The following is a 25,196-nucleotide window of genomic DNA, read 5'->3' on the forward strand; positions in this document are numbered from 1 at the left end:
GGGGCCGATACACCATTCGGGAGGTGGACCGACGATGCTCTCCACGATCCTTGCCGACCCCACCCAGACCGTTGCCTTCAGATGGGCGTGGATCATCATCGTGGTGGCCACCGTCGGGATGCTCGCCTGGCTCTACCTGACCATCGCGGCCTCGTCCCGGAAGGTGCACCCGGAGCGCCGGAACGACCAGGACAACCACCGCGGCATGGAACAGGGCGGCCTGTACAGCTACCGGCCGGGGATGTTCTCCCACAGCTACCCGCCCGCGCGGCAAAGCCAGTGGGAGGAGTTCCGCAAGGACAACCCCCAGCCGGGACGCGAGCCGCGCAAGCCGTGGCCGGACGGCGTCCTGTACGAGCAGACGGTCTTCAAGGAGGAGTTCGAGGGGCTCAGACAGGAGAGCGGGATCCGCCGGGCGTGAACACGCCGGGCACGGGACGGACGGCGCCCACGACGCCGTCCCCGCCGCGCACCTCGACTACGGCCAGCTCGTCCAGCCCCGCCGCGTCGAGACCGAGCGCCCGCAGGAGCGCCACGGTGACGGGAGTCCGTGCCCGCATCGCGCCGTCGTCGATCTTGACGGCGCCGGCCCGCCCGTCGGCGAACGCGAACGCGTCCACGCCCTCGGCACCGCACTTGACGAGCAGCCCCGGGACCGCCTCCATGAGCTGCCGCTCCTCGCGCCGCGTACCGGACGTCCACTGCGGGTGCGTCCGCATCGCGTCGGCGACGCGCCGCTCGGGCGTGCCGCGCCCGGCCAGGACGAGCGCCCGGAACGCCCGCGCGACGCCGACCGTGGGCACCGCGAACAGCGGCGCCCCGCACCCGTCGACGCCGACGGCGGTCACCGGCGCGCCGGCCAGCTCCTCGATGACGTCCCGCACCGCGACCTGCAGCGGATGCCCGGGGTCGAGGTAGGAGTCGATCGGCCACCCGGCCGAGACGCAGGTCGCGAGCATCGCGGCGTGCTTGCCGGAGCAGTTCATCCGCACCCGGGACGGCCCACCGCCCGACCGCGCGACCGCCTGTTGCGCCTGCGGGTCGATCGGCCAGCTCTCCGGGCAGCGCAGGTCGCCCGCCACCAGCCCCGCCCCCGCGAGGATCTTCTCGGCCCCCTCGACGTGGAAGTCCTCGCCCGAGTGGCTGCCGGCCGCCAGCGCGAGGAGCTCGTCGTCCAGGTCGAGCCCGCAGCGCAGCATCGCGACCGCCTGCATCGGCTTGTTCGCCGAGCGGGGGAAGATCGGCTCCGTCGGCTCCCCGGTGCGCACCGCGACCGTCCCGGACGCGGCGATCCCGACGGCCGCGCCGCGGTGCCACGACTCCACGAACCCGGACCGCTCGACCTCGACCAGCACAGGATTGTTCTCCACAGCCCCACCTCGTCCGCACCCGCCACGAAGGGCCCGCCCGCCCGGCGGGCCCGCTGACTCCAGGATCAACTACCCCGCGGATCTCACGGGAGCCACATCGGAGTCTGTGGATAACGGCCGGTTTTCGTTGATCATCATCGACGACCGGGGCGCGTCAGCGGGGTTTGGTGTTCAGCAGCGTGCGGGCGTCCGCCGCGGACATGGGGGGACGCTGCGCCAGGGTCGCGGCCTGGGCGGCGCGCACCACGAGCTGGGCGTTCGCCGTCACCGGCTGGCCCTTCGCCAGGGTGACCGTGTCCTCCATGCCCACCCGCAGGTGGCCGCCCGCCGACAGGGCCGCGAACATGACGGGCAGGGACGTCCGGCCGATGCCGGTCGCCGACCAGGTGGCTCCGGGCGGGAGCGCCTCGACCGCCGCGACGAGCGTCCTGGCGTCGCCCGGCATGCCGCCCGGGACGCCCATCACCAGGTCGCAGTGGACGTGCCCGCCGTACGGGAGGCCGTACTTGTCCAGGAGGCGGTGCAGCGCCGTCACCTGACCGAGGTCGAACAGTTCGAACTCCGGGACGACCTCCAGTTCCTGGGCGCGCTTGTGCAGTTTCACCATGAACGGCCAGGGGTTCATGAAGACGTCGTCGCCGAAGTTGACCGTGCCGCAGGTGAGCGAGCACATGTCCGGCAAGGCGTCCAGGACGCGGAGGCGGTCCTCGTACGGATCGGTGACCGCGCCACCGGTCGACAGTTGGACGATGAGTCCCGTGCTCTCCCGCAGCGCCGTCACCGTGTCCCGCAACCGGGACAGGTCGAGCGTGGGCCGCGCGTCGTCGTCGCGGATGTGCACGTGGATGACGGCCGCGCCGGCCGCCTCGCACTCCTTGGCCGTCTGGACCAGTTCATCCAGGGTGACGGGCAGGGCCGGGACGTCCGCCTTGGCGGACTCCGCACCCGTGGGCGCCACCGTGATGAGCGTCGTTGCTCCCATAGGCGGCAGAATGCATGGTCATGCGTGCTGTAGTCCAGAGGGTGAGCCGGGCCAGCGTGTCCGTGGCGGGGCGTGTCGTCGGCGAGATCGAGGGGCCGGGGCTCCTGGTCCTCGTCGGCGTGACGCATGACGACGGCCCGGACAAGGCCCGCAGGCTGGCCGCGAAGCTGTGGGGCCTGCGCGTCCTGCGGGACGAGAAGTCGTGCTCGGACGTGAACGCGCCGCTCCTCGTCGTGAGCCAATTCACCCTCTACGGCGACGCGCGGAAGGGCCGCCGCCCGACGTGGACGGCCGCCGCCCCCGGCCCGGTCGCCGAGCCCCTGGTGGACGCGGTCGTCCATGAGCTGAGAGTTCTGGGCGCCAAGGTCGAGACCGGCGAGTTCGGCGCGGACATGGAGGTCGCGCTGGTCAACGACGGCCCCATCACCCTGGTCGTCGACGTCTAGAGGCGGCGCGGCGTCCTAGCGGAAGCCGTAGACCGTGCCGACCAGCACGCCCACCGTCCCCGCGGCGGCCAGCAGGATGAGCGCGCGGTCGGTCAGGGTGAGGCGGCCGCGGACGTCCGAGGAGACGACCACGACACCGGTCTCGTTCTCGTTCTCGTCCAGCGCGGGCGCCTTCTGGAACGGGTTGCGCAGGCCGGCGAGCCGCCACAGCGCGTCGTTGCGGAGCCGCTGGTGCTCGGGCCCGCAGGCGAACAGCCGTCCCCGGGTGCGCTCGGTGCAGGCGGCGCCCTGCTGGCTCAGGATGCGGCACATCGTCGGGACGAGCATGAACTGGTACAGGCACCAGGCGAGCAGGCCCAGCAGCGCCACCCGCCACGACTGCAGCCACCACGCGGCGCCGGCGAGCGCCGCGAACAGCGCCCACCACACCAGCGCCGACTCCCGGCGCGGGCGGCGCCGGCTCCCCCTCCTGGCCGCGGGAGGCTCCCGCTTCCCCAGGTTAGCGACCATCGGTAGGAATCCACCTTCCCCGGGCGGCGGCCGGTTAGAAATAGTCTATATCCGACGATATTCGCCCAGAGTGCCCGGTGCTACCCGTGTTTCGCCGGTCGGCGGCGCAGCGCGATCTGCGCGTTCGCGCCGGTGTCCGGGGAGACGACGACCTCCTGCGCCGCCGCGACCCCGCCGGCCAGCAGCTCCGCGTCCACCGGGACGTTCCGCTTGACCAGCGCCAGCGCCACCGGGCCCAGCTCGTGGTGCCGGGCCGCCGACCCCACGAACCCGATGGCGCGGCCGCCCGGGACCTCCACCGGGTCGCCGTGCGCGGGCAGCCGGTCGACGCTGCCGTCCAGGTGCAGGAACACGAGGCGGCGCGGCGGCCGGCCGAGGTTGTGGACGCGCGCCACCGTCTCCTGCCCCCGGTAGCAGCCCTTGTTCAAATGGACGGCCGTCTCCACGTAGCCCGCCTCGTGCGGGATCGTCCGCTCGTCGGTGTCGAGGCCGAACCGGGGCCGGTGCTCGGCGATCCGCAGCGCCTCGTACGCCCAGACGCCGGCCGGCGCGAGCCCCTCCGGGAACGCGCCGCGCGGGACGATCCGCGTCGTCGTCCCGGCGACGTCGGGCCAGGCGAGACGGTCGGAGGACGGCGGCCCGGTGACGACCATGTACGCGTCCGACACGTCGGCGACCGCGACGCGGAGCATGAACCGCATCCGGTCGAGGAACTCCACCAGGGACGGCGCCTCCCCCGGCTCGACGTGCGCCCACGTGGCCTCACCGTCGTCGATCACGAAGAGGTGGTGCTCGACGTGGCCCTTGGGGCCGAGCAGCAGCGCCTCGGTCGGCTCGAACGGCGCCAGCGCCTCCAGGTGCTGGCTGAGGAGGCTGTGCAGCCACTTCAGCCGGTCCGGCCCGGAGACCTTGACGACGTCCCGGTTGCTCCGGTCGACGAACGCCGTCCCGTCTTCGAGCGCGCGTTGCTCCCGGGACGGGTCCCCGTAGTGGGCGGCGACCTCCTGGTCGGGCGCATCGGCGGCGACGGCTCCGGGCGACTGCAGCAGCGGGCTCTCCATGCCGTCCAGACTATGTCGCGCCGCAGTCCTTGCACCGCCCGTAGACGGTGAGGTGGTGCACGTCGGTCTCGAAGCCGAAGTCGCGCGCCAGGACGTCGGCGAGCCCCGCCGCCGCGCGCGGGTCGACGTCCTCCACCGTGTGGCAGCCCCGGCAGACGAGGTGGATGTGCTCGGCCTCGGCGGCGATGTGGTAGTTCGGCGGGCCGTGCCCGAGATGGGCGTGCTTGACGAGCCCGAGCTCCTCGAGGAGTTCGAGCGTCCGGTACACGGTGGAGATGTTCACGCCGCGGGCGGTGCGCTGCACCTCGGTGCAGATCTCCTCGGGGGTCCCGTGCTCCAGGTTGGTGACCGCTTCGAGGACCAGCTGGCGCTGAGGGGTGACCCGGTACCCCTTGGCCCGCAGCTCCTCCTGCCACGACTCGCCCATGCCCCGAGTCTAGGTCCCGCCGGGCGGACGGCGCCCGCCCGCGGATTCAGCCGTGGGAAAACCTGTTTGCCTCGCCGCGGGAGCCTCACATAGCGTGCTGGGTACGCGCGAAAGGAGGTGGTCCAAGCAATGGTTGATTGTAGGACTCGCGAGGTGGCTGTCCGTTAGTCGCCGTTCCGCCTCGGAGCCGCCGTCCACTGGGCGGCGGTAGCCGGTCGCGACGGTGACCGGCGAATACCAGGCAGTTACCCGGTCCCCGGACCGATGGACCCGTCCTGTCCGTCGCCCCGCCACCCGGCGGGAGGTCCGGGGATCGTTCATTTCCGGGGGCCGTTCGTTTCGGGGGCTCGGCCGCGACCCGCTACGACACCTTCTTGAGCTGCGCCGACAGGTGCGACTGGAGCGGCTGCCCGACGGCCGCCATGTCGTACGCCCAGCCGAGGTCCTCGCCGATCAGCCCGTACAGGCGGTGTCCGGCGGTGACCTCCTTGGCCGACTCGGTCCGCGCGACGACGTCGGTCTGGAGCTCCACCCGGTTGAACGCGACGTTCCCGACGTAGATCTCGACGATGCCGGTGGGGTGCGCCAGCGTCACCTCCACCTGGTGGTCGGGACGCGGCCGCCAGTAGCCCGTCTCCACGGCCAGCGGACGCCCGAGCGTGCCGTCCGGCTCGATCAGCCAGGTGCGGCTCGCATAGCTCAGGAACGGCTTCCCGATGTGGGTGAAGGACAGCTCCTGACCGAAGTTGAACGACTCGATCGTCGGGTAGCCGCCGACGCCGGCGCCCTCCCAGGTGCCGAGCAGGAACTTCAGGGGCTCGCAGTCCGGGTGCAGCTCGAAATCCATGGACACCGAGGGTAGCGGCGCGCGCCGCCGCCCGCGTCCCCCGGAACGGGGCGGCCGGCGTCCTACTTCAGCCGGCCCAGCCGGATCACGAGGAGGACGGCGGCGACCGCCATGAGCCCGAGGGCGAGGACGAGGATCCCCGCGTTCACCATGCCACCCACACCGCAGGATGCTACGCGGGCCGCCCGCACTAGAGTGCCGTTATGGCGAGACCACTGGTGATCAAGGTCACGGCGGGGGCGGACGCCCCCGAGCGCTGCAACCAGGCGTTCACGGTGGCGGCCGCCGCCGCGGCGAGCGGCGTCCCTGTCTCCCTGTGGCTGACCGGGGAGTCGGCGTGGTTCGCGCTGCCCGGCCGGGCCGCCGGGTTCTCACTGCCGCACGCCACCGCCCTGGACGACCTCCTCGCCGTCGTCCTGTCCGCCGGACGCGTCACCCTCTGCACCCAGTGCGCGGCCCGCCGCGACATCGGCCCGGACGACGTCCTGCCCGGCATCCGCATCGCCGGCGCCCCGACCTTCGTCGAGGAGATCACCCTGGACGACGTCCAGGCGCTCGTCTACTGACCCGTCCCACGCCAGGTACACGGTCGTGTCGAGGCTCAGGGCCCGCATGGCGTCCCGCCGCCCGCCGGCCACCGGACGCCCGCCGGCCACCAGGCGTGCGGGAGCACCGTCGCGGCGGGTCACGGCGGCGGCGAGGACGCCCGCGAGGGCGGAGCCGGCGAGGCCGAGCATCATGTCGCCGATCGTGTCCCGGTAGATCGTGACGGTCTCGGGGGTGTCGAGGATGAAGACGGCGTACTCGAAGAACTCCCACAGGATGGCCGCGATCGCGCCGGCTCCCGTGCAGGTCAGCGCCAGCGTCCACGAGCTGAGGCCGCCCCAGCGGCGCAGGCCGACACCGGCGGCGGCGCTCAGCAGGGCCCAGTTCCCGAAGTGGCAGGCGTCGTCGAACCAGCCGACCGTGTCGTAGAGGTCGGCGGCGTTCCCGGCGACGTCCACCAGGAACGGGAGGGTGAGGAGCAGGTCGACGTCCCACGGGAAGGGCCGGCGCCGCGCGCCGCGCAGCGCCCAGACGAGGGTGACGAGCATGACGGCGGCGGGGTAGGCAGCGACGCGGACGCCCATCGCCTTGTCGGCGAACCGGTCCCATCCGGGGAAGGCGACGGCGAGGCCCAGCAGGGCCGCGAGGGCGGCCTTGGCGGCGAGGGCGGGCGGGCGCCAGCGGGAAGTGTCCATGCCGCGAGCCTGGCCTTCCACGGCGTCCCGCCACATCGGTGCGAGTACTCAGATGCTCCTAGGGCGGAAGCGCACCCCCGGCCCGCGCGTCCGACCGGGGGCGCCCTCCGCATCCCGTGCGGTAGAAGGGCCGCAGAACGGATATAGGTCTGCGGACACCCCGTCCAGGAGGAGCCGCCGGATGCTCGACGTACCCCTGTGGGCCTGGGGCGCGACGATCGGCCTGATCATCGCCCTGTTCGTCCTCGACTTCTTCGTCGCGGTCCGGCGGCCGCACGCGGTCCACATCAAGGAGGCCACGTTCTGGTCGGTCTTCTACATCGGCCTCGCGGTCGTGTTCGGCCTCGCCGTGTGGGCGCTCGGCGGATCCACGGCGGGCACCGAGTACTTCTCCGGCTGGCTCGTCGAGAAGAGCCTGTCGGTCGACAACCTCTTCGTCTTCGTGATCATCATGAGCCGGTTCGCGGTGCCGGACGAGTACCAGCAGAAGACGCTGCTGTTCGGCATCGCCGCCGCGCTGCTCCTGCGCGCGGTCCTGATCGCGGTCGGCGCCGCCGCGATCAGCCTGTTCTCCTTCACCTTCCTGATCTTCGGGCTGATCCTGATCTGGACGGCGGTGCAGCTCGTCCGGCACCGCAACGAGGAACCCGACGTGGAGGACACGTTCCTCGTCCGGCGGGCGCGCAAGATCCTGCCGGTGAGCGAGAGCTTCCACGGCGGGCGGATGCTCGCCCACGAGGACGGGCAGCGCGTCATGACGCCGCTGCTCATCGTCTTCGTCGCCATCGGCAGCACGGACGTGCTGTTCGCGCTGGACTCCATCCCGGCCGTGTTCGGCGTCACCAAGGACCCGTTCCTCGTCTTCTCCGCCAACGCGTTCGCGCTGCTCGGCCTGCGCGCCCTCTACTTCCTCATCGAGGGGCTGCTGGAACGGCTCGTCTACCTGTCGATCGGGCTGTCGGTGATCCTCGCGTTCATCGGCGTCAAGCTGATCCTGCAGTTCCTGCACGAGGACGTCACCGAGTCGATCCCGAAGGTGCCGACCACGCTCTCGCTGGGCGTCATCCTGGCGATCCTCCTGTTCACGACCGCCGCCAGCCTGGTCCGCGTCCACGCCCATCCGGAGGAGAAGGCGAAGGCGGGTTCCCTCCGCAAGCGCCGCGAGAAGAAGCCGCGCGAAGAGGAACCCGCCCGCAGCTGACGGTCGGCGACCCCGCGGGTCAGCCCATGCTCTTGGCGCCGTCCAGGGACTCACGGATGATGTCGGCGTGGCCGGCGTGCTGGGCGGTCTCGGCGACGATGTGCAGGAGGACGCGCCGGACCGACCAGTGGGTGTCGGTGAACCACGGGGCCTTGGGCAGCTCCTGGACGGCGTCCAGGTCGGGCAGGGTCGCGACCAGCTCGTCGGTGCGGCGGGCGACCTCCGCGTAGGCGTCGAGCACCCCGGAGAGGGTGTCGCCGGGCAGCATGCGGAACTCGTCCGCCCGCCGCTGCCAGTCCTCCTCGGTCATCTGGGTGAAGTCGCCCATCGCGGACGGGCCCTCCACGATGAAGTCGCCCCAGCCCCGCTCGACCGCGGCGACGTGCTTGATGAGGCCGCCGAGGCACAGCTCGCTCGCCGTCGTCCGCAGCCCGGCCTGCTCGTCGGTGAGGTCGCGGACGGTGAAGCGCAGGAAGTGCCGGTGCTTGGCCAGCATCGCCAGCACGTCGGCCCGCTCGCCGGTGAGCTGCTCGGTCATCGTCATGTCCTCCGCCTTTCGCCGTTCCTTCGGTCAGGAACCACGCTAGGAGCCTTTGCGGCCACTTCTTGACCTGAATTACGGCCAGAATCGAGAACATGGCGAACACGAGTTCCCGGACGCTGCGTCTGCTGTCCCTGCTGCAGACCCACCGGTACTGGCCGGGCCCCGAACTGGCCGAGCGGCTGGAGGTCTCCGTGCGGACCCTGCGCCGGGACGTCGACCGGCTGCGCGAGCTCGGCTACCCGGTCGAGGCGTCGCGCGGCGTCGACGGCGGCTACCAGCTGGCGGCGGGTGCGGCGCTGCCGCCGCTGGTGATCGACGACGAGGAGGCCGTCGCGCTGGCCGTGGGGTTGCAGGCCGCGACGCGGGTCGAGGGCATCGCCGAGGCGTCGGTGCGGGTCCTGGCCAAGGTGGCGCAGGTCATGCCGGCCCGGTTGCGCCGCCAGGTGGACGCGCTGCGCTCCATGACCGTGCCCGCCGGGTGGGGAGGGCCCGCCCCGAGCGGCATCGAACCGTCCGTCCTCACCGCGATCGCGCTCGCCTGCCGGGACGCCGAGCGGCTCCGCTTCGGCTACACCGCCGCCGACGGCCGGGAGAGCGACCGGCAGGTCGAGCCGCACCGCCTCGTCCCGCTGGGCCGCCACTGGTACCTGGTCGCCTACGACCTGGACCGGCAGGACTGGCGCAGCTTCCGGGTCGACCGGCTCACCGGCCCCGCCTCGACCGGCGCCCGGTTCCGCCCTCGCGAGCTGCCCGCCGCCGACGCGGCCGAGTTCGTCCGCAGCGGGCTGAAGGAGATGCCGCGCCCCCACCGGGTCGAGGTGCTGGTGGACGCCCCGTCCGCGACCGTCCGCGCGCGGATCGGCCGCTGGTGCACGGTCGAGGAGGTGGACGCCGGCCGCTGCCGCGTCCGCCTGACCACCGACGACCTGAACTGGACGGTCCTGGCCCTGGCCGTCGCGGCGGCCGACTTCCACGTCGTGGAACCGCCCGAGCTGCGCGACCGGCTGCACGTCCTGGCCGCCCGCTTCGCCCGAGCCTGACGTTCACCGGCGCGCGTGGCGGATCTTCACGCGGCCGAAGCCCATGGTGCCGGTGATCCGGATCTTCGGGCCGCCGGGGCGGGCGGGGCGCCGGGGCTTGTAGAGCGAGTCCTTCCACACGGTGCGCAGCCCCTCGATGTCGACGACCGCGTCGCGCGGGACCGTGATCTTCGCCCGGCCGGTCCCGAGCTGCAGCTCGATGTCGACGACCGGGTGCTCGATGACCGCCCGGGACAGGTCCAGGCGGACCCGCCCGAACGCGGACTCGACCTTGAGGATCCGGGGCACCCGCCACGCGCCGCGCCGCCGGATCCGCCCGCTGAGGGCGCCGATCGTGGACGCGTCAGGCTTCTCCTCCGGCAGGGAGGCGAGCGCCTCCGCGAGTTCTCCGTGCGTCTTCGCGGTGAGCGCCCGCTGGAGGAGCTCGTCCATCTCCTCGTGCGCGAACTGACCTCGGGCGTACGCCTGCTGCAGGCGCTCCACGGCCGCGTCGCGTTCTTCTTCGCCGATCCGTCGCGATGGGTCGTCCGGAAGGGGGCTCATTGGTAGTCAGGGGCGCGGTGCCGTGGAGGCCCGATTCCCCGTCCCCCTTTCAAGCTCGTACGTGCGGTTTTCCCGCATACGGCTTACCGATGATCTTCTTGACATGGCTACGCAGCTCCTGGGTAGCGGATGGTGCCTCGCAGGCGGTACAGGCCGTGCCCGTTGAACCACTCCTCGTTCCACTCAGCGGCTCCTCCGGCGCGCAGATTACGACCCCGTTTCCTGACCATCAGGTGGTGGAGCCAATAAACGACATACCGGTCGATCTGGCAGAACTTGGCGGCGGCGTTCCCGGTTCGGAAGTAGTTGCCCCAGCCGCGCAGGATCGGATTCAAGTCCGCGATCACCGCGCGGACATCCGTTCCCGACCGGCGGCAGTCGGTCAGCTCATGGACCCTGGACCAGAGTTTCTTCATCGCCGCCTGGCTCGGCCATCGGTGCAGGTAGTAGCGGATCTTCCCGTACTTCTCCCACACCCGGCCCGAGAAGCGGGCTCTGAAGTGGCAGCCGAGGAAGTCGAGTCCTTCCCGGCCCTCTCTGAGCTCAACGACCTTCGTCGTCCGTGCCTGTGCCATGCTGCGGCACAGCACCACGCCGTCGTCGGCATAGCGCACCAGCTCACCCACCCTGCGTCGCCGACCGCTTCGGCCCGAACCCATACGACACCGGCAAGAAGCCGGCCTCGAAGATAGGTTCCAGCACCAGCTTGACGGCTTGCTGAACCACACGATCGCGGACCGTGGGAACACCCAGTGGCCGTTTGCCACCCTGTGATTTCGGGACCTCCACACGCCTGGCAGGCGCGGGGCGATAACAACCTGCGCGAAGGTCATGCTGAAGCTCGGCGAGCATACGCTGGACGCCGTACTCCTCCTCCACCAACGCCAGGGTCACCCGATCAACCCCGGCGGCCCCTCTGTTGGCCCGGACACGCTGCCACGCCTCCCACAGCACGTCACCCCTGTGGACACGGTCATACAGGGCGTGAAAGCGCCGCCCCGGAGACTGCTTGGCCGCAGCCCATAGCTTGCGTTGAAGTCGTCTTCCGGCCCGATCCGTGCACACGTCCGCCCCCCATACCCCGGAAGAACCCGACGGGCTGACCCCGGAACAGAGCCCGCCGAACGTGGCCGTCGCCGTGAAGTGAACGGCTCGGCTTCTCCGCTGTAGTTGCGACGAGGCTGCAGGACTCACCGCAAAACGGCTACGGCCCGCGTGCTTGCTCCCTCCAAAGAGGCTCTCGACGCCCCCCTCAGCCCGCCGGATCTCTCCAACGAACCGGGGCCTGCTACCGGGCACTCCGGTGTCCACCCGGACGGGACTTCCACCCGCAGGATCGGACCAGCTTCCAGGACGCACCACCGGTTCACCCTACTGCCGCGTCTGCGATCCGGACGCCCGCGCCAAGTGGGGACAGTATGATGCCACGCCTTTCGCGGTTCCTCCTTTGATGACAGGCTCGGAATGAACTCGACGCGGGGTCGCCCGTCACCATTGGACGAGGGAATCGGTCATGCCAGTGATCATCGTGGGAGCCGGAATCGGCGGTCTGGTAACGGCTCTCCGGCTGCACCATAAGGGCATAGGCTGCGAGATATACGAGCAGAGCGAGCAGATCGGCGAGCTGGGCGTCGGAATCAACGCGCTGCCGAACGCGGTCAAGGAACTGGCCGAGCTGGGGCTGCTGGAGCGGCTGGAGACCGCGGGCATCGCGACCCGCGAACTCGTCTACACCCACCGGCGCGGGCAGGAGATCATGCGCAGGGCCTGCGGGCGGGACGCCGGATTCGCCTATCCGCAGATAAGCCTGCACCGCGGCCGGCTCCAAGGCGTGCTGCTGCGGGCGGTGCTCGAACGGCTCGGCCCCGGCGCGGTGCGGACCGGGCACCGGCTGACCGGTTTCGACGAGGACGCGGCGGGCGTCCGCGCGCACTTCGCCGACCGGGACGGCGGGGCGCTGCCCTCGGCGCGCGGCGACGTGCTGGTGGGGGCCGACGGAATCCATTCCACGGTCCGGTCGGTCCTCTTCCCCGGGGAGGGCCCGCCCCGCTGGAACGGCATCATGATGGCCCGGGGAGCGACCGAATGGCCGGAGTTCGGCACCGGCGGCACGATGGTCATCGCCGGCGGCACCGAGGCCAAGCTGGTCGTCTACCCCATCGCACCCGGCCGGCGTCCGGGCACCAGGCTGACGAACTGGGCGATCTGCCGGCGCACCGGGCGGCCCGGTGATCCGCCGCCCCAGCGCCAGGACTGGTCCCGCCGCGCCGACCCGGCCGGTCTGACCGAGCCGGTCGCCCGCTTCCGCCTCCCGATCCTCGACCACGCCGCGCTCATCGGGGCCTCCGCGGAGTGCTTCGAGTTCCCCATGTGCGACCGCGACCCGCTGCCCTACTGGACGCGGGGACGCGTGACCCTGCTCGGCGACGCCGCCCACCCGATGTATCCGATGGGCTCGAACGGCGCCGGGCAGGCCATCCTGGACGCCACCAGCCTCAGCGACCACCTGGCGAGCCGCACCGACCCCGCCGGGGCGCTGCTGGCCTACCAGAACGAGCGGCTGCCCGTCACCGGCGAGGTGGTGCTCCGCAACCGGGACGGCGGGCCGGAGAACGTGATCGACGAGGTGGAACGCCGCGCACCCGACGGTTTCACCCGTATCGAGGACGTCATCGACCGCGCGGAAATGGAGGCCATCGTGAACGGATACGCCCGGCTCTCCGGCGCCGCCAAGGACCAGGTGAACCGCGTGGGCGCGCCGACGACCGAATACCGGTAGACCGCCCAAGGAAAAGGAGACACCGGCCCGGTATTCCCGTTTGACACTCCTTTCGCATTGCTCTGATTCCCCCTGGGAGCCGGCAATGGACAATGCGCGGCGGCTCACCGTGGCGGTGGCCATCGCTCGACGGTGCGCGGCGGCGGGACGCGGGACGGGAAGACGGCGGACACATGCCGGGCTCGTGCACTGGTGGGCCGGCTCGATCCGGAGGCGGCCTACTTCGGCCCCGGCGACGGCGGGCGCCGCTGCGTCCTCGTCTTCGACATGCAGGACAGCTCCACGCTGCCCACTATCGCCGAGCCGCTCTTCCAGGAACTGGGGGCGAAGCTCAAGGTGCACCCGGTGATGAACAGGGAGGACCTGCGGAAGGGCCTCGCCTCCTTGCGGTGACGCGGAGCGAGCAGAGCCGCCGGGCAGCCCGCACCGCGGGTCGCCCAGTGCCTTCGAAAGCTCGGATTGAAGCACAGAAAGTTTCGAAGACAGGAACCTTCACCATGATCGCTTTTCCGGCACCACGTCCCAAAGTTCTGGACTTGGCGAAGCAGAACTCCAATTGACCAGGCGAAAAGCCCTCGCAAGATGATCAATGGTTTCGAAATATTTCCGAAACCATTGACAGCCCGGAGTCGGCGGACGAACACTGTCGCCATCGGCGGAGTCGGTCACCCCCGATCCCCGCCGAGCCGGGTCACCCGCCCGGCGCCCGCCCCTCCGGCCGTCCGCCCACACGGGCGGCCGGACCGCCCCCGCTCCCCCGCTCCCGAGACCGACCCCCGCCATCCACCCCCGCCGCGTTGTGCGACGCCGACGCGCGCCGGCCGCCACCCGGGCCGCCGACACGCCCGCCGGGTCGCAGCACGCCGCCTGGCCGCCCCGCCAGCGTTCACGAGTGAGGAACCCCCATGAGCAGTACCCGCACGCCCGACACCGCCGTCCCTCCCGAGAGCCGCCGACACCGCCGGACGCTCCTTCGCACCAGGCCGGTCATCGGCGCCTGCGCCGTGGCACTGGCCACCGCCACCGCGCTCCTCCCCGGCACCGCCAACGCCGACACGACGATCAGCTCGAACCAGACCGGCAGCGAAGGCGGCTACTACTACTCCTTCTGGTCGGACGGCGGCGGATCGTCGTCCATGACGCTGAAGGGCGGCGGCAGCTACAGCACCCAGTGGAGCAACGTCGGGAACTTCGTCGCCGGCAAGGGCTGGAGCAACGGCGGGCGCCGCTCCGTGAACTACTCGGGCAGCTTCAACCCGTCCGGCAACGCCTACCTGGCCCTGTACGGGTGGACGTCCAACCCGCTCATCGAGTACTACATCGTCGACAACTGGGGCACCTACCGTCCCACCGGGTCGTACAAGGGCACCGTCACCAGCGACGGCGGCACCTACGACATCTACGAGACCACCCGCACGAACGCGCCGTCCGTCGAGGGCACCAAGACCTTCCAGCAGTACTGGAGCGTCCGGCAGTCGAAGCGCACGGGCGGCACCATCACCACCGGCAACCACTTCGACGCCTGGGCGAGCAAGGGCATGCGCCTCGGCAGCTTCAACTACTACATGATCCTCGCGACCGAGGGCTACCAGAGCAGCGGCAACTCCAACATCACGGTAGGCGGCTCCGGCGGCGGAGGCGGCGACAACGGCGGAGGCGGGGGCGGATGCTCCGCGACGCTGTCCGCGGGCCAGCAGTGGGGCGACCGGTACAACCTCAACGTGTCGGTGTCCGGCTCCAGCAACTGGACGGTCACGATGAACGTCCCGTCCCCCGAGAAGATCATCGCCACCTGGAACACCAGCGCGAGCTGGGACTCCAGCGGCCAGGTCATGACCGCGCGCCCGAACGGCAACGGCAACAACTTCGGTGTCACCATCCAGACCAACGGCACCTGGACGTGGCCGACCGTCTCCTGCAGCGCCTGACCCCGGACCGCCGGCACTTGACCTCAACTATTGTCGAGGTTGTCTCCTGATGAGGACGCTGTCCCGGGAGAAAGGTGTTGCTCATGCGCGCGATCCAGGTGGCCTCGTTCGGCGGGCCGGAAGTGCTGTCTCCGGTGGAACTGCCCGATCCGGCCCCCGGGCCCGGGCAGGTGGTGGTGGGGATGGCCGTCTCGGACGTCATCTTCCTCGACACCCTGCTGCGCGGCGGCTGGGGCCAGGACTTCTTCCCCCGCACGCTCCCCTACCTGCCGGGCGGCGGCGGGGCCGGCACGGTGCTGCGGGTCGGCGAAGGGGTCGATCCGGCATGGATCGGCCGCCGCGTGGTCGTGCGGACGGACACCGGCTACGCCGAGCAGATCGTCGCCGGCGAGCAGGAGATCCTGCCCGTGCCGGACGGGGTGGCGGACGAGACGGCGGCGGCGCTCGTCCACGACGGGGTGACCGCCCTGAGCATGGACCGGCTCGGCCGGCCGGAGAAAGGCGAATGGGTGCTGGTCTCGGCCGCCGCGGGCGGGGCCGGATCGCTCCTGGTGCAGCTGGCCGCCGACGCCGGAGCGCGGGTGGTGGCCGCGGCGTCCAGCGAGGCCAAGCGCGAACTCGCCCGGACGCTGGGCGCCGAGGTCGCCGTCGACTACACGCGCCCTGACTGGACCGAGCGGGTGCGCGAGGCCACCGGCGGCGGTGCCGCGCTGGTCTACGACGGCGCCGGCGGGCAACTCGGCACGGCGGCCTTGAACGCGACGTCCGTCGGGGGCAGGTTCGTCACCTACGGCACGTCCGAGGGCTTCACCGTCCTCGACCCGGACGTGGTCGAGCGCCGCCGCATCCGCGTGTTCAGCCCGCTGCTGGACGGCCCGCCGGACCAGGACACCGTCCACGAGCTGCTGACCCTGGCCCTGGACAGGGCCGCGGCGGGACTGCTGCGGCCGGCGATCGGCGCCGTCTACCCGCTGGAGCGGGCCGGAGACGCCCACCGCGCGCTGGCCGCGCGCGCCACGGTGGGCAAATCGCTATTGCTGGCCGGCGCCGAACCGTCCGCGGACTAGTGCGGCGGCGGCGTGACCGCGCCATTCTCCGCACCGGACGCCGACGGTTGAGATTTCAATTTCCAGATGTGCGCGGGGTCAGGTCCATCAGGATGTCGTCGGCGGCCCATAGGACGAAACGTTCGATGGGCGTGACCGTTTGCCCGGGTGCCAGATCGAAATGGAACCGCTTCAGCAGGACGGCGAGGACGAGTTCGGCCTCGACCATTGCCAGCGTCGCGCCTTCGCAGCTGCGCGGGCCGAGCCCGAAAGGAATGTAGGCGAGCCTGGGACGTCCGGCCGACGCCTCCGGAGTGAACCGCTCGGGGTCGAAGACCCGCGGGTCGGGCCAGTACTCGGGGTTCATGTGGACGGCCCAGAACGGATAGAAGATCGTCGTCCCGGCGGGGACCGTGTACTCGCCGAGGACGACGTCCTCCGTGGCCTCCCGCGCCCCGTACGGGCCGGGCGGGTACAGGCGCATCGCCTCCTTGACCGCCGTCTCCAGGCAGGTGAGGTCCTTCAGGTCGCCGTAGCCGGGCGCGGCGCGGTCGCCCAGCACCCGGTCCAGCTCCCCGGTGACGCGCTCGGCCACGTCAGGGTGCGTCGCCAGCAGGTAGAGCGTCCAGGAGACGGCCACGCCGGTGGTGTGGTGGGCGGCGAGCATCGTCATCAGCACCGTGTCGCGGATCCGCGCCGGGGACTCGCCCGCGGCGGCCAGCGCAGCGATCATGTCGGCCCGGTCGGCGTCGTCCCCGGCGGGACGGCCGCGGTGCGCGTCGAGCACCCGGTCGACCGTCGCGCGCAGGTAGGCCAGGGCCTCCCGCGCCCGCGGGCCCGCCGGCTCCGCCTGCCCCATGTACTCGGTCAGGACGGTCTCGAACGCGGAGACGACCCGTCCCGCGGAATCCGCGTCCTCCAGACCGCCGCCGAGCGCGTACCGGCAGATCATGCGCAGCGACAGCTCGCTCAGGTCCCGCTGCAGGACGACCGGCCCCCCGGCGGCGGCCCAGCGGTCGGCCAGCTCGGTCGCCAGCTCCGTGAAGTGCGCGAAGTGCGCCTCGTGCGAGGGACGTCCCGCCAGGACGGACAGCATCGTCCGCCGCCACGGGCCGTGCTCCTCGGCCGGGATCGTCTGCAGATTGCCCGCCTCCTGCAGCGGCGCCAGGAACTCGAACAGTTTCTCCGGCCGTTTGTCGATCTTCGCGGTCGCCTCCAGCAGGACGGGATCGGCGACCGACACCGCCAGGCCCCCGCCGGGCAGCGGAAACCGCACCACCGGCCCGTACTCGGCGTGCAGTTCCAGCTGGTAGTTGTGCAGCCCGCCGGCCGCCGCGATGGCCTCGGCGCCGTCATTTCCGGTGGCCGGTCCGGGGATCTGAGATGGGGTGCCGCCGTCGCCTCGCATTTGCGCTCTCCCGCGTCAGCATCGTCGATTAGGTTGTTCCGGAGTTGATCACAATGCTTACATGTTCTCGGATACTTCGCGATAAGACCGGGCAGAAAAGCGCCCGCCATGAGAGGCCGGGAGAAGAGCACTGGACACCGTCGATCCGACGACGCCGAACGTCCCGCGGATGTACGACTACCTCCTCGGCGGCAAGGACAACTACGCCGTCGACCGGGAGGCGGTGGAGGAGGTCGTCCGGCACGCCCCGGACACGCCCTACCTGGCACGGGAGAACCGCGCCTTCCTGCGGCGCGCGGTGCGCTTCCTGGCCGGGTCCGGGATCCGGCAGTTCGTCGACATCGGGTCGGGCCTGCCCACCCAGGGCAACGTCCACGAGATCGCGCACGAGGTCGCCCCGGACGCCCGCGTCGTCTACGTGGACGTGGAGCCGGTCGTCCTGGCCCACGGGCGGGCGCTGCTGGCCGGCACCCCCGAGGTCACCGTCATCCAGGGCGACGCCCGCCGCACCGACGACATCCTCGGCGACCCCGGGCTCAACGAGCTCATCGACTTCGACCGGCCGGTCGCCGTGCTGATGCTGGCGGTGCTGCATTTCATCGGCGACGAGGACGACCCGCACGGCATCGTGGCGCGGCTCCGCTCCGCCATGGCGCCCGGCAGCTACCTCGCGGTGTCGCATGTGACGGCCGACTTCGACGCCGACCGCCGCGTCCGCGACGCGGGCGCCGTGTACGAGAAGGCCACCTACCAGATCACGCTGCGCAGCCGCGAGCAGATCACGCGGCTGTTCGACGGCTTCGACCTCGTGGATCCGGGCCTCACCACCCTGTCGATGTGGCGCCCCGACCCCGGCTCGACGATCCCGCCGCACGCCGACCGCCAATGGTGCTACGCCGGCGTGGCCCGCAAGAACGGCGGCCGCGGCTAGGCCCTCAACGCGCGGCCAGGCCGGAGAGGTCCCGGGTCATCACCGAGTTGCGGTCGGCGGGGCGGTTGCCCAGGGAGAGCTGGGGCCACTGGCCGGAGAGCTCCTGGCGGCTGCGCTCGCTCCAGGCCCGGGCCTCGGCGCCGCGCGTCTTGTAGAAGTTGAGCGCGTAGCCGCCCGTGTGGACGCGGAGGAGGGTGAATCCGCCCGGGTACTCCTTGACCGCCCCGACCTCCTGCTGGACGACGCGGGGAGCGAGCGGGAAGACCGAGCGCTGGTTGCGGTGGGTGTGGCCGGCGTGGTGGAGGAAGACGCCGGGCGTGCGGTTGTAGGCCGTGAGGATCCGCAGGGACTGGCCGGCGTCCAGGGAGTGGGTCCCGGTGATGGCGAGCGGGTCGTTCTCGGTGAAGAGCGGGTGGTGGCCGAACACGATGGTGGGACGGTCCGGGTCCTTCGCCAGCTCGGATTCGAACCATGCCGACTGGTCCGCGGAGAGGCCGCCGGAGTCGCCGCCGTCGCCCGGCTTGTCGTAGGTGTCGAGGCCGATGACGCGGAGACCCTGCAGCTCCTGGCTGAAGTACGTCCGTCCGGACGGGAAGAACGCGTCCTTGAAACAGTCGTTCCCCTGCCACGAGCCGGGACCGCACGACGCGTAGGGCTCCCCCGCGTGGGCGCGGTCATGGTTGCCGCGCGCCACCAGGTAGTCGGTGCCCAGGGCGCCGAACGTGTCGAGTATCCCCTTGGCGTCGCGGAGGTCGGCGGGCGCGGCCTCGCTGGAGACGTCCCCGGCGGCCAGGAGGTAGGCGGCGCCCCGGCTGCGGGCGTCCGCCATCAGCGCCTCCGCCATCACCTCGGGATAGGGCGGGTGGCCCGGCACCTGCTCGATGCCCTTGATCCACGGCAGCCGGCCGACGAGACCCGCGACCGTCTCACCCAGGTGGAGGTCGTTGCAGAGGGCGATGGAGAAGAGGTGGCGGCCCGGCGGCGGCTGCGGGGTCGTGAACGCGAACACGTCGCCTTCGGGACGGCCCGCCGCCGATCCGAAGGCCAGCCACGTCGGCGCCGCCGGTCGTCCCGCCGAGCGCGCCGTGTAGTAGTACGTGCGGCCCGGTTCGAGGTCCGTCAGTTCGACGTAGTGGTACGGGGTGCCCGCGGGGCCGTGCGCCACCGAGGTCAGCCGTGCCGGGTCCGTCCCGTACAGCACCTCGGCGTCAGAGGGGGCGGGCTCCATCCGGCCCAGCCCGTCGTCCGTGCCCGGAATGCCGGTGTACCAGGTCAGCACGGCCGTCGTCTCGGTGACGGTGACCAGTTCGAGGTTCACCGGCAGGACGGCGTCCGCCGCGCGGGCGGCCCCGGGCGGCGCCGTGGTCTCCAGCAGGGACGCGCCCGCGACGATCGCACTCCAGCGGAGCAGGGCCCGGCGGCTCGGACGGCAGCAGATCATGATCGCTACGGTGGCACCCGCGCCGCCGTCCGGCCAGACCCAAACTCGGCCGGCCGCCGCTCGGCCCGCGCCGGTTCAGCCGGCGACGGCACGGAGGCGCTCCTCGCGGAGGCGGCCGGCCCAGGAGTCGTCCAGCGGAGCCAGGGCCGTGCCGGTCGCCCAGTGCAGCAGCAGGTCGGCGAGGCCCGGGTTGCGGACGAGCGCCGGGCCGTGCATGTAGGTGCCGAGGACGCGCCCGCTGTAGGCGCCCTCGAACCCGTCGCCGTTGCCGATGCCGTGCACGACCTTCGCGAACGGCTGCGCGCCCGGCCCGAGGTGCGTGACGCCCTGGTGGTTCTCGAAGCCGGTGATGCGCGGGACGTTCAGCTCGGCCGCCACGTCCCCGACGATCTCGCCGACCGCCCGCTGCTCGCCGCGCCCGGACCGGATGTCGAGGAGGCCGAGGCCCGCGACGGGCTGGCCCTCCTCGCCGCCGAACTCGTGGCCGAGCAGCTGGTACCCGGCGCAGACCGCGAACACGACCGCGCCCGACTGGACGGCGCGGGCGAGCCCGCCGTCGCCGCGCAGCCGCTGCGCCGCGAGGATCTGCGGCCGGTCCTCGCCGCCGCCGAGCAGGTAGATGTCGCCGTCGGCGGGGACGGGCTCGTCCGAGCGCAGGTTGACGGTCTCGGTCGGGATGCCGCGCAGCGCCGCCCGCCGCTCCAGGACGATCGTGTTGCCCTGGTCGCCGTAGGTGCTGAGCAGGTCCGGGTAGATCCAGACGATCTTGATGCGGTCAGACGACACGGCCGTACCTCGTTCGGATGTTCTGGAAGGCGGTGTAGTTGGCGATCACGTCGAGGTGCCCCGGCGGGACGGCCATGACCGCCTGGTCGATGTCGTCCACGACGGTGAAGGACACGTCGGCGGCCTCCAGCCGGGCGGCGAGGTCGATGCGGCGCTCGCCGCTGACCCACACGGGGCGCCCGCGAAGGATGCGGTAGTCGACGTCCCACAGCCAGGACGTGTCGCGGCCGTCCGGGCCCTGCGCGTTGATCGACAGGGCGACGGGACCGGGCGCGGGCTGCAGGACGTCGAACGCCTCCAGCCACCCGGCCGGGTTCTTCGACAGCAGCAGCCGGATCGAGCGGCCCTCGTGCTCGACCGTCGTGTACCGCCCGGCGACCGAGGTGACCTGCGACAGCAGCGGCAGCGCCTGCTCGGGCGGGACGCCGAACTGGGCGACGACCGCCAGCGCGATCAGCGCGTTCGACCGGTTCGCGCGGCCCGGCAGTGACAGCCCGGTGAGGGGGTAGGACCGGCCGTCGGGCGCGGTGATCGTGTCGCCGCGCAGCGCCCAGTCGGGCCGGGGGCGGCGGAAGTGGCACTGGCGGCAGGCCCAGTCGCTGTCCTCGTCGGTGTCCTGCCGGTCGAGGGGGCCGCCGCACTCGGGGCAGCACCAGGAGTCCTCGCGCCAGTGCTGGCCGGCGGCGACCCACGTGACGCTCTTGGCGGTGGACGCGCCCCAGGTGACGAGGGGGTCGTCGCAGTTGGCGATGACGTGGCTGGTCGGGGACGCCTCCAGCGCGCGGCGCCACTTGCCGGCCAGCAGCCAGATCTCGGCGGCGCGGTCCATCTGGTCGCGGCTCAGGTTCATCAGCGCGACGAGGTTCGCCCCGGTCTCCTTCAGGACCATCGGGACGTACTTCTCGTCGCACTCCAGCACGCCGTAGCGCGCGGACGGCGCGGACGCGAGCGCCGACACGTGCCCCGTCGGCATGTTCGCGCCGAACGCGTTGGTGGCGACCTCTCCCAGCGGCGTCATCGCCGAGGTGATCAGCCGGGTCGTCGTCGTCTTGCCGTTGGTGGCGCTGACGAGGACGAGCTTGCGGTCCTTCGCGAGCCTGGTCAGCAGCTCGGGGTCGAGGCGGAGGCCGACCCGTCCGCCGATCACCGAGCCGTCCCCGCGGCCCGCCATTCGGGACATCTTGGCGGCCGTACGACCGAGCGCGACGGCCAGCTGCGAACGCAGCGGAAGATCGCTCATGGACTCCGTCTTCTCTGGATGCGCCGGGAAACCGCTCCGAGCCTAGCCGCTGCGCGCGGCGCTCGCGGCGCGCCGCCGCGGTTCGCGGACGCGGTCCGGGGTCAGGGTGCACAATGTGAGGATCATCACAGCCGGGCGGGTAAACCGGTCCGGACAATCTTGACCAGTACCGACATGTCATGATTCGGTGCGACCTCCGACTGCGGTGTGCCAGATTTCCATCCACGCGTCCGAGAACATCGGCACCCACTACTTTTGTCGGGAGCCCTGCTGGTTTCGCGGGGAGGCGGTGCCCGTCCCGGTCGGCGGGCCAGGACCGCAAGCGTGGCAAAGCGGCGATAAGGCGAGGTCTGAGCGATGCAGTGTCCGACGTGCGGTAATGACACGCCCGGGACGCTCGGCAAGTGTTCGCACTGCGCGGCGCCGATCGACGTGTACTCGGTCGGGCCCGCCGTTCCGCTGGGCGCGCCGGTCACGGACACGCCCCCGGCCGGCGGAGCCCTCGGGAGCGCCGACGTGCTCGGCGACCGGACGATGATGGTGCCGCCGCCCCAGCCGGCCTGGGCGCCGAGCTCGCAGCCGCCCGCCGTGCCCGACTTCTCGATGCCGGGCGAGCCCCTCGCGTCCCCGTCGCCCGCGTCCCACTCGCCCGCCGCGCCCGACTTCTCGTTGCCGGCCGAGCCCCTCGCGGCCCCGTCGCCCGCCTCCCCGTCGTGGACCGCGCCGGAACCGCCGGCGCAGCCGCCCCTGCGGCTGACGGCGGAGGCGTCGGCGGAGGCGTCGGCGGTGACGCCCGCGGCCGCGTCCCCGCTGCCGTCCGTCGACCCCGAGGACACCGCCGCCTGGACGTTCAACCCCGACGAGGACTCGGGCGCCTACGGCACCGTCCCGCCGCCGCCCGCCTGGGGCGCCGGCCGGTCCGCGCCGCCCGCGAGCGAGCCCGCCGCGTCCGGTGGCGCGGGCGCGAACCCGTTCGGCCTCGCCGACCACCCCGAGCCGACCGAGTCGATCGTCCCGGACTCGTGGTTCGCGCAGCCGCGCCGGCCCGAGGTCCCGGACGCGGACGCCACCCAGGTGTGGGGCCAGCAGGGCGGCGCGCAGCAGCCCGCCCTTCCGTCCGCCATGCCGCCGGCGCTGCCGGACGCGGAGGCGACGCAGATCGCCCCCGCGTCGATGAACCCCGGCCCGATGAGTCCGGGCCCGATGAACCCCGGCCCGATGAACCCGGGCGGCCAGCAGTTCGGCGGCCCGCAGTTCGGCGGGAACCTCGACCAGACGCGGATGGATCCGGGCGCTCTGGGCGGCCCTCCCATGAACCCGATGGGCCCGATGGGGCAGCCCGGCATGGCCCCGATGGGGCCGATGGGTCCGGGCGGCGACCCCGGGTACGGCGGCTTCCCGCCGCCGCGGGGAGGCAAGGCGGGCGGGACGAGCAAGCCGCTCATCGCCGCCGTCGCCGCACTCGTCACGGTCGCGGCGGGCGCCGTGATCTTCGTGGCGTGGCCGTCGGGTGACGGCTCGTCCGCGAGCACGAACCCGACCTCGGCGCCGTCCAGCAAGCAGGTCGCGCAGAAGAACGCGATCCCGCCCGAGACGAAGCAGCAGGCCGCGACCCTGAACAAGATCCTGGACGACAGCGTCGCCACCCGCCGGGTGCTCGCCGGGGCGCTCGGCCGGGCCGGCAAGTGCAAGACGCTGCCGCAGGCGATCCAGGGGTTCCAGACGGTCGCGCAGCGCCGGCAGGACCAGCTGCAGCGCACCCGTGACCTCAGGGTCGACAAGCTCGCCAACGGGGAGCGGCTGCGCGGCTCGCTGTCCGAGGCGCTGACGGCGTCGCTGCGCGTCGACCAGGTCCTGCTCCAGTGGGCGCAGGCGAACCAGTCCGGCTGCCGCGGCAAGCCGAAGCCGAGCGCGGCGCAGGTTCCCGGACGCGCGGTCCAGGAGCGGCGCGCCACGTCGGCGAAGAAGCAGTTCGTCGTCCTGTGGAACCCGGTCGCGAAGAAGACGGGCCAGCCGCAACGCAGCTGGAAGCGCGTGTAGCGGTCGCTTACGGCCGGTTACGGCCTGATTTCGACCCGGGACGAACTCGACGAACCCGCCGGGTCGCGCGTTATCTTGTGACCGTTCGAATTCACGGGGGCAGGGGAGCCGTCATGCGGTGTCCGAACTGCGGGACCGACACCACGTCGTCGTCGCCCGCCTGCATGCGGTGCAACGCGCCCCTGCCGCCGGACGGCGACGCGACGGCCCGCGACCCGTTCGGCGAGATCCCCGTCCCGCGCGAGCCGGTGCCGCCGCCGTGGGCCGGGCAGGGCCCCACGCCGTGGCCGTCGCAGGACGACTACACGACCCCGATGCCGCCGTCGGAGGAGCGGTCGATCTCGCTCTCCCCCGAGCCGTGGGCCGAGCCGGCGATCTGGCAGCCGCCGGCGCCGCGGGGCAAGAGCAGGCTTCCGTACTTCCTGGGCGCGGCGGGCGTCGTCCTCCTCATCGGGGTGGCGCTCGGGATCGTGTTCTGGCCGAGCGGATCGAACACGCCCGAGAATCCGGCCGCGGCGGTGCAGTCCGGGGCGCCGTCGGGGGACGCGTCCGCGGAGCCGAGCTCGGGCGCCGTGTCCGAGACCGGCGACTCCGGCGACCGCGACGCGCAGGCCGGTGCCGTCGACGAGCTGCTGCAGCGGATGGGCGCGACACGCTCCTCGCTCGGCACGGTCGTCGAGGAGGGCTGCACGACGAGCGGCCTGCAGCGCATACTGGACGAGCGGCGCGGCCAGCTGGAGTCGGCGCGCGAACTGGAGGTCGGCGCGCTCACCGACGGCACCCAGATGAAGGACGCGCTCATCCGCGCGCTGGAGGCGTCGACCGCGTCGAACCAGCGCTACCTGGACGTCGCGCCCGGCTGCCCGTCCGACGGCGAGGTCGCGGACGTCAACCAGCGGGCGAGCAGCGCCAAGAGCGAGTTCATCGGCTACTGGACCCCGATCGCCGAGCAGGCCGGCCTGCCGTCCCGCAGCGAGAGCGACATCTGACCGGCGTCAGCCCACTCGGCGTCAGCCCACTCCGAGGGCCGTACCGAGCGCCGCGACGGCCTCGGCGAGCACCGCCACCCCGGCGACGCGCCGCCCGAGGCGTCCGAGCGCGCCGCCCATGCGCTCGGGGTCGGGGTCGTCGGATTCGGCCTCCTCACCGATGTCGGCGAGGTCGCGGCGGGCGCGTCCCGGCTCGTCGAGGTCGCCGGCATGCGCCTCCAGAAGCCGCTCGACGCGGGCGAGGGCGTCCCGCACCTCCCGGTCCGGCTCGGATGCGATGATCTGCTGGTTCTGCGTCACGTTGTCGCCCGACGCGATCTGCCCCGAGACGTTGGCGTTGCCGCCGATCGTGATGCGCCGGTCGCCCTGCTCGCTCATAACGCCTGCCTTCCTGGG

General features: G+C 72.1%; 27 protein-coding genes and 1 pseudogene. 12 read left to right on the forward strand and 16 right to left on the reverse strand.

Annotated elements, in window-relative coordinates:
* Positions 1–34: 34 nt before the first annotated feature.
* Positions 35–421: a hypothetical protein gene (locus tag SM611_RS01920; RefSeq protein WP_371947012.1), complete on the forward strand. Its 387-nt coding sequence runs from the start codon at positions 35–37 to the stop codon at positions 419–421.
* On the opposite strand, the gene SM611_RS01925 is transcribed toward SM611_RS01920, so the two are convergent.
* Both SM611_RS01925 and SM611_RS01930 read right to left on the reverse strand, forming a co-directional pair.
* Positions 390–1,370: an asparaginase gene (locus SM611_RS01925; protein WP_371947013.1), complete on the reverse strand. Its 981-nt coding sequence runs from the start codon at positions 1,368–1,370 to the stop codon at positions 390–392. The genes SM611_RS01920 and SM611_RS01925 overlap by 32 nt on opposite strands.
* Positions 1,371–1,524: 154 nt before the next feature.
* Complete coding sequence (locus tag SM611_RS01930) at positions 1,525–2,352, reverse strand: beta-keto acid cleavage family enzyme (protein WP_371947014.1); 828 nt, start codon at positions 2,350–2,352, stop codon at positions 1,525–1,527.
* A 20-nt stretch (positions 2,353–2,372) separates the two neighbouring features.
* Here SM611_RS01930 and dtd point away from each other — a divergent pair, with 20 nt between their 5' ends.
* Complete coding sequence (gene dtd / locus SM611_RS01935) at positions 2,373–2,798, forward strand: D-aminoacyl-tRNA deacylase (protein ID WP_371947015.1); 426 nt, start codon at positions 2,373–2,375, stop codon at positions 2,796–2,798.
* A gap of 15 nt (positions 2,799–2,813) precedes the next feature.
* On the opposite strand, the gene SM611_RS01940 is transcribed toward dtd, so the two are convergent.
* The 4 genes from SM611_RS01940 to SM611_RS01955 all read right to left on the reverse strand — a co-directional run bounded on the left by SM611_RS01940 (position 2,814) and on the right by SM611_RS01955 (position 5,643).
* Complete coding sequence (locus SM611_RS01940; protein ID WP_371947016.1) at positions 2,814–3,308, reverse strand: hypothetical protein; 495 nt, start codon at positions 3,306–3,308, stop codon at positions 2,814–2,816.
* Positions 3,309–3,388: 80 nt separating this feature from the next.
* Entirely contained in the window at positions 3,389–4,369 is a 981-nt protein-coding gene (gene ygfZ, locus SM611_RS01945; RefSeq protein WP_371947017.1) for a CAF17-like 4Fe-4S cluster assembly/insertion protein YgfZ, read from the reverse strand.
* A gap of 10 nt (positions 4,370–4,379) precedes the next feature.
* Entirely contained in the window at positions 4,380–4,796 is a 417-nt protein-coding gene (locus SM611_RS01950; protein WP_371947018.1) for a Fur family transcriptional regulator, read from the reverse strand.
* Between the two features lie 361 nt (positions 4,797–5,157).
* Positions 5,158–5,643 (reverse strand): heme-binding beta-barrel domain-containing protein, encoded by a 486-nt coding sequence (locus SM611_RS01955; protein ID WP_371947019.1) that lies wholly within the window; start codon positions 5,641–5,643, stop codon positions 5,158–5,160.
* Between the two features lie 203 nt (positions 5,644–5,846).
* Here SM611_RS01955 and SM611_RS01960 point away from each other — a divergent pair, with 203 nt between their 5' ends.
* Entirely contained in the window at positions 5,847–6,209 is a 363-nt protein-coding gene (locus SM611_RS01960; protein WP_371947020.1) for a DsrE family protein, read from the forward strand.
* Between the two features lie 126 nt (positions 6,210–6,335).
* Here the strand turns inward: SM611_RS01960 and SM611_RS37620 are convergent.
* Positions 6,336–6,920: pseudogene (locus SM611_RS37620) on the reverse strand (DUF2238 domain-containing protein); the annotation flags it as partial.
* A 145-nt stretch (positions 6,921–7,065) separates the two neighbouring features.
* Between SM611_RS37620 and SM611_RS01965 the strand changes: the two are divergent.
* The gene (locus tag SM611_RS01965; protein WP_371947021.1) at positions 7,066–8,085 is read left to right on the forward strand and encodes a TerC family protein; all 1,020 of its coding nucleotides are present in this window, start codon (positions 7,066–7,068) and stop codon (positions 8,083–8,085) included.
* A gap of 19 nt (positions 8,086–8,104) precedes the next feature.
* On the opposite strand, the gene SM611_RS01970 is transcribed toward SM611_RS01965, so the two are convergent.
* A complete protein-coding gene (locus tag SM611_RS01970) occupies positions 8,105–8,629 on the reverse strand; it encodes a DinB family protein (RefSeq protein ID WP_371947022.1) in 525 nt (174 codons plus the stop codon).
* A gap of 92 nt (positions 8,630–8,721) precedes the next feature.
* Here SM611_RS01970 and SM611_RS01975 point away from each other — a divergent pair, with 92 nt between their 5' ends.
* Entirely contained in the window at positions 8,722–9,669 is a 948-nt protein-coding gene (locus SM611_RS01975) for a helix-turn-helix transcriptional regulator (RefSeq protein WP_371947023.1), read from the forward strand.
* Between the two features lie 3 nt (positions 9,670–9,672).
* Here SM611_RS01975 and SM611_RS01980 read toward each other — a convergent pair whose 3' ends face one another.
* From SM611_RS01980 to SM611_RS01990, 3 genes are all read right to left on the reverse strand, one after another.
* The gene (locus tag SM611_RS01980; RefSeq protein WP_371947024.1) at positions 9,673–10,212 is read right to left on the reverse strand and encodes a DUF1707 SHOCT-like domain-containing protein; all 540 of its coding nucleotides are present in this window, start codon (positions 10,210–10,212) and stop codon (positions 9,673–9,675) included.
* 107 nt (positions 10,213–10,319) lie between these two features.
* Positions 10,320–10,838, reverse strand: a complete 519-nt coding sequence (locus tag SM611_RS01985) for a group II intron maturase-specific domain-containing protein (RefSeq protein ID WP_371947025.1) — start codon at positions 10,836–10,838, stop codon at positions 10,320–10,322.
* On the reverse strand, positions 10,831–11,106 hold the full coding sequence (locus SM611_RS01990; protein ID WP_371947026.1) for an RNA-dependent RNA polymerase family protein: 276 nt from the start codon (positions 11,104–11,106) through the stop codon (positions 10,831–10,833). The genes SM611_RS01985 and SM611_RS01990 overlap by 8 nt, the downstream gene beginning before the upstream one ends.
* Positions 11,107–11,725: 619 nt before the next feature.
* Between SM611_RS01990 and SM611_RS01995 the strand changes: the two genes are divergently transcribed.
* The 4 genes from SM611_RS01995 (at position 11,726) to SM611_RS02010 (ending at position 15,986) form a co-directional block, all read left to right on the forward strand.
* Positions 11,726–12,991, forward strand: coding sequence for a flavin-dependent oxidoreductase (locus SM611_RS01995; RefSeq protein WP_371947027.1), 1,266 nt, complete (start codon positions 11,726–11,728; stop codon positions 12,989–12,991).
* A gap of 192 nt (positions 12,992–13,183) precedes the next feature.
* Positions 13,184–13,384, forward strand: a complete 201-nt coding sequence (locus SM611_RS02000) for a hypothetical protein (protein WP_371947028.1) — start codon at positions 13,184–13,186, stop codon at positions 13,382–13,384.
* A gap of 512 nt (positions 13,385–13,896) precedes the next feature.
* Positions 13,897–14,919 carry an endo-1,4-beta-xylanase XynA gene (xynA, locus tag SM611_RS02005; protein ID WP_371947029.1) on the forward strand — a complete coding sequence of 341 codons (1,023 nt, stop codon included), beginning with the start codon at positions 13,897–13,899 and terminating at the stop codon, positions 14,917–14,919.
* 83 nt (positions 14,920–15,002) lie between these two features.
* Complete coding sequence (locus tag SM611_RS02010; protein ID WP_371947030.1) at positions 15,003–15,986, forward strand: zinc-binding dehydrogenase; 984 nt, start codon at positions 15,003–15,005, stop codon at positions 15,984–15,986.
* Between the two features lie 55 nt (positions 15,987–16,041).
* Here the strand turns inward: SM611_RS02010 and SM611_RS02015 are convergent, their stop codons facing one another.
* The gene (locus tag SM611_RS02015; RefSeq protein ID WP_371947031.1) at positions 16,042–17,373 is read right to left on the reverse strand and encodes a cytochrome P450; all 1,332 of its coding nucleotides are present in this window, start codon (positions 17,371–17,373) and stop codon (positions 16,042–16,044) included.
* A gap of 130 nt (positions 17,374–17,503) precedes the next feature.
* On the opposite strand from SM611_RS02015, the gene SM611_RS02020 reads away from it, so the two are divergent.
* A complete protein-coding gene (locus SM611_RS02020) occupies positions 17,504–18,304 on the forward strand; it encodes an SAM-dependent methyltransferase (protein WP_371947403.1) in 801 nt (266 codons plus the stop codon).
* A gap of 4 nt (positions 18,305–18,308) precedes the next feature.
* On the opposite strand, the gene SM611_RS02025 is transcribed toward SM611_RS02020, so the two are convergent.
* From SM611_RS02025 to SM611_RS02035, 3 genes are all read right to left on the reverse strand, one after another.
* Complete coding sequence (locus SM611_RS02025) at positions 18,309–19,745, reverse strand: purple acid phosphatase family protein (protein ID WP_371947032.1); 1,437 nt, start codon at positions 19,743–19,745, stop codon at positions 18,309–18,311.
* A 75-nt stretch (positions 19,746–19,820) separates the two neighbouring features.
* Complete coding sequence (locus tag SM611_RS02030; RefSeq protein ID WP_371947033.1) at positions 19,821–20,531, reverse strand: type 1 glutamine amidotransferase; 711 nt, start codon at positions 20,529–20,531, stop codon at positions 19,821–19,823.
* The gene (locus tag SM611_RS02035) at positions 20,521–21,771 is read right to left on the reverse strand and encodes a Mur ligase family protein (RefSeq protein WP_371947034.1); all 1,251 of its coding nucleotides are present in this window, start codon (positions 21,769–21,771) and stop codon (positions 20,521–20,523) included. The genes SM611_RS02030 and SM611_RS02035 overlap by 11 nt, the downstream gene beginning before the upstream one ends.
* Positions 21,772–22,128: 357 nt before the next feature.
* On the opposite strand from SM611_RS02035, the gene SM611_RS02040 reads away from it, so the two are divergent.
* Positions 22,129–23,811, forward strand: coding sequence for a hypothetical protein (locus SM611_RS02040; RefSeq protein WP_371947035.1), 1,683 nt, complete (start codon positions 22,129–22,131; stop codon positions 23,809–23,811).
* Positions 23,812–23,924: 113 nt separating this feature from the next.
* Positions 23,925–24,800, forward strand: coding sequence for a flagellar basal body-associated FliL family protein (locus tag SM611_RS02045; RefSeq protein ID WP_371947036.1), 876 nt, complete (start codon positions 23,925–23,927; stop codon positions 24,798–24,800).
* A 21-nt stretch (positions 24,801–24,821) separates the two neighbouring features.
* Here SM611_RS02045 and SM611_RS02050 read toward each other — a convergent pair whose 3' ends face one another.
* Complete coding sequence (locus tag SM611_RS02050) at positions 24,822–25,178, reverse strand: DUF5955 family protein (RefSeq protein WP_371947037.1); 357 nt, start codon at positions 25,176–25,178, stop codon at positions 24,822–24,824.
* Positions 25,179–25,196 lie beyond the last annotated feature (18 nt).

Origin of the sequence: Actinomadura monticuli (assembly GCF_041463655.1) — a bacterium.
In the GTDB taxonomy this organism is placed as follows: domain Bacteria; phylum Actinomycetota; class Actinomycetes; order Streptosporangiales; family Streptosporangiaceae; genus Spirillospora; species Spirillospora monticuli.

What these genes read in the sequence shown, in the direction of transcription:
- SM611_RS02045 (WP_371947036.1), top strand. Translation starts at nt 23,925, where the DNA reads ATGCGGTGTCCGAACTGCGGGACCGACACCACGTCGTCGTCGCCCGCC.
- SM611_RS01930 (WP_371947014.1), bottom strand. Translation starts at nt 2,352, where the DNA reads ATGGGAGCAACGACGCTCATCACGGTGGCGCCCACGGGTGCGGAGTCC.
- SM611_RS02015 (WP_371947031.1), bottom strand. Translation starts at nt 17,373, where the DNA reads ATGCGAGGCGACGGCGGCACCCCATCTCAGATCCCCGGACCGGCCACC.
- SM611_RS01950 (WP_371947018.1), bottom strand. Translation starts at nt 4,796, where the DNA reads ATGGGCGAGTCGTGGCAGGAGGAGCTGCGGGCCAAGGGGTACCGGGTC.
- SM611_RS02035 (WP_371947034.1), bottom strand. Translation starts at nt 21,771, where the DNA reads ATGAGCGATCTTCCGCTGCGTTCGCAGCTGGCCGTCGCGCTCGGTCGT.
- SM611_RS01960 (WP_371947020.1), top strand. Translation starts at nt 5,847, where the DNA reads ATGGCGAGACCACTGGTGATCAAGGTCACGGCGGGGGCGGACGCCCCC.
- SM611_RS02025 (WP_371947032.1), bottom strand. Translation starts at nt 19,745, where the DNA reads ATGATCTGCTGCCGTCCGAGCCGCCGGGCCCTGCTCCGCTGGAGTGCG.
- SM611_RS01940 (WP_371947016.1), bottom strand. Translation starts at nt 3,308, where the DNA reads ATGGTCGCTAACCTGGGGAAGCGGGAGCCTCCCGCGGCCAGGAGGGGG.
- dtd (WP_371947015.1), top strand. Translation starts at nt 2,373, where the DNA reads ATGCGTGCTGTAGTCCAGAGGGTGAGCCGGGCCAGCGTGTCCGTGGCG.
- SM611_RS01920 (WP_371947012.1), top strand. Translation starts at nt 35, where the DNA reads ATGCTCTCCACGATCCTTGCCGACCCCACCCAGACCGTTGCCTTCAGA.
- SM611_RS01970 (WP_371947022.1), bottom strand. Translation starts at nt 8,629, where the DNA reads ATGACGATGACCGAGCAGCTCACCGGCGAGCGGGCCGACGTGCTGGCG.
- SM611_RS02010 (WP_371947030.1), top strand. Translation starts at nt 15,003, where the DNA reads ATGCGCGCGATCCAGGTGGCCTCGTTCGGCGGGCCGGAAGTGCTGTCT.
- SM611_RS02050 (WP_371947037.1), bottom strand. Translation starts at nt 25,178, where the DNA reads ATGAGCGAGCAGGGCGACCGGCGCATCACGATCGGCGGCAACGCCAAC.
- SM611_RS01995 (WP_371947027.1), top strand. Translation starts at nt 11,726, where the DNA reads ATGCCAGTGATCATCGTGGGAGCCGGAATCGGCGGTCTGGTAACGGCT.
- xynA (WP_371947029.1), top strand. Translation starts at nt 13,897, where the DNA reads ATGAGCAGTACCCGCACGCCCGACACCGCCGTCCCTCCCGAGAGCCGC.
- SM611_RS01955 (WP_371947019.1), bottom strand. Translation starts at nt 5,643, where the DNA reads ATGGATTTCGAGCTGCACCCGGACTGCGAGCCCCTGAAGTTCCTGCTC.
- SM611_RS02040 (WP_371947035.1), top strand. Translation starts at nt 22,129, where the DNA reads ATGCAGTGTCCGACGTGCGGTAATGACACGCCCGGGACGCTCGGCAAG.
- ygfZ (WP_371947017.1), bottom strand. Translation starts at nt 4,369, where the DNA reads ATGGAGAGCCCGCTGCTGCAGTCGCCCGGAGCCGTCGCCGCCGATGCG.
- SM611_RS01965 (WP_371947021.1), top strand. Translation starts at nt 7,066, where the DNA reads ATGCTCGACGTACCCCTGTGGGCCTGGGGCGCGACGATCGGCCTGATC.
- SM611_RS01975 (WP_371947023.1), top strand. Translation starts at nt 8,722, where the DNA reads ATGGCGAACACGAGTTCCCGGACGCTGCGTCTGCTGTCCCTGCTGCAG.
- SM611_RS01980 (WP_371947024.1), bottom strand. Translation starts at nt 10,212, where the DNA reads ATGAGCCCCCTTCCGGACGACCCATCGCGACGGATCGGCGAAGAAGAA.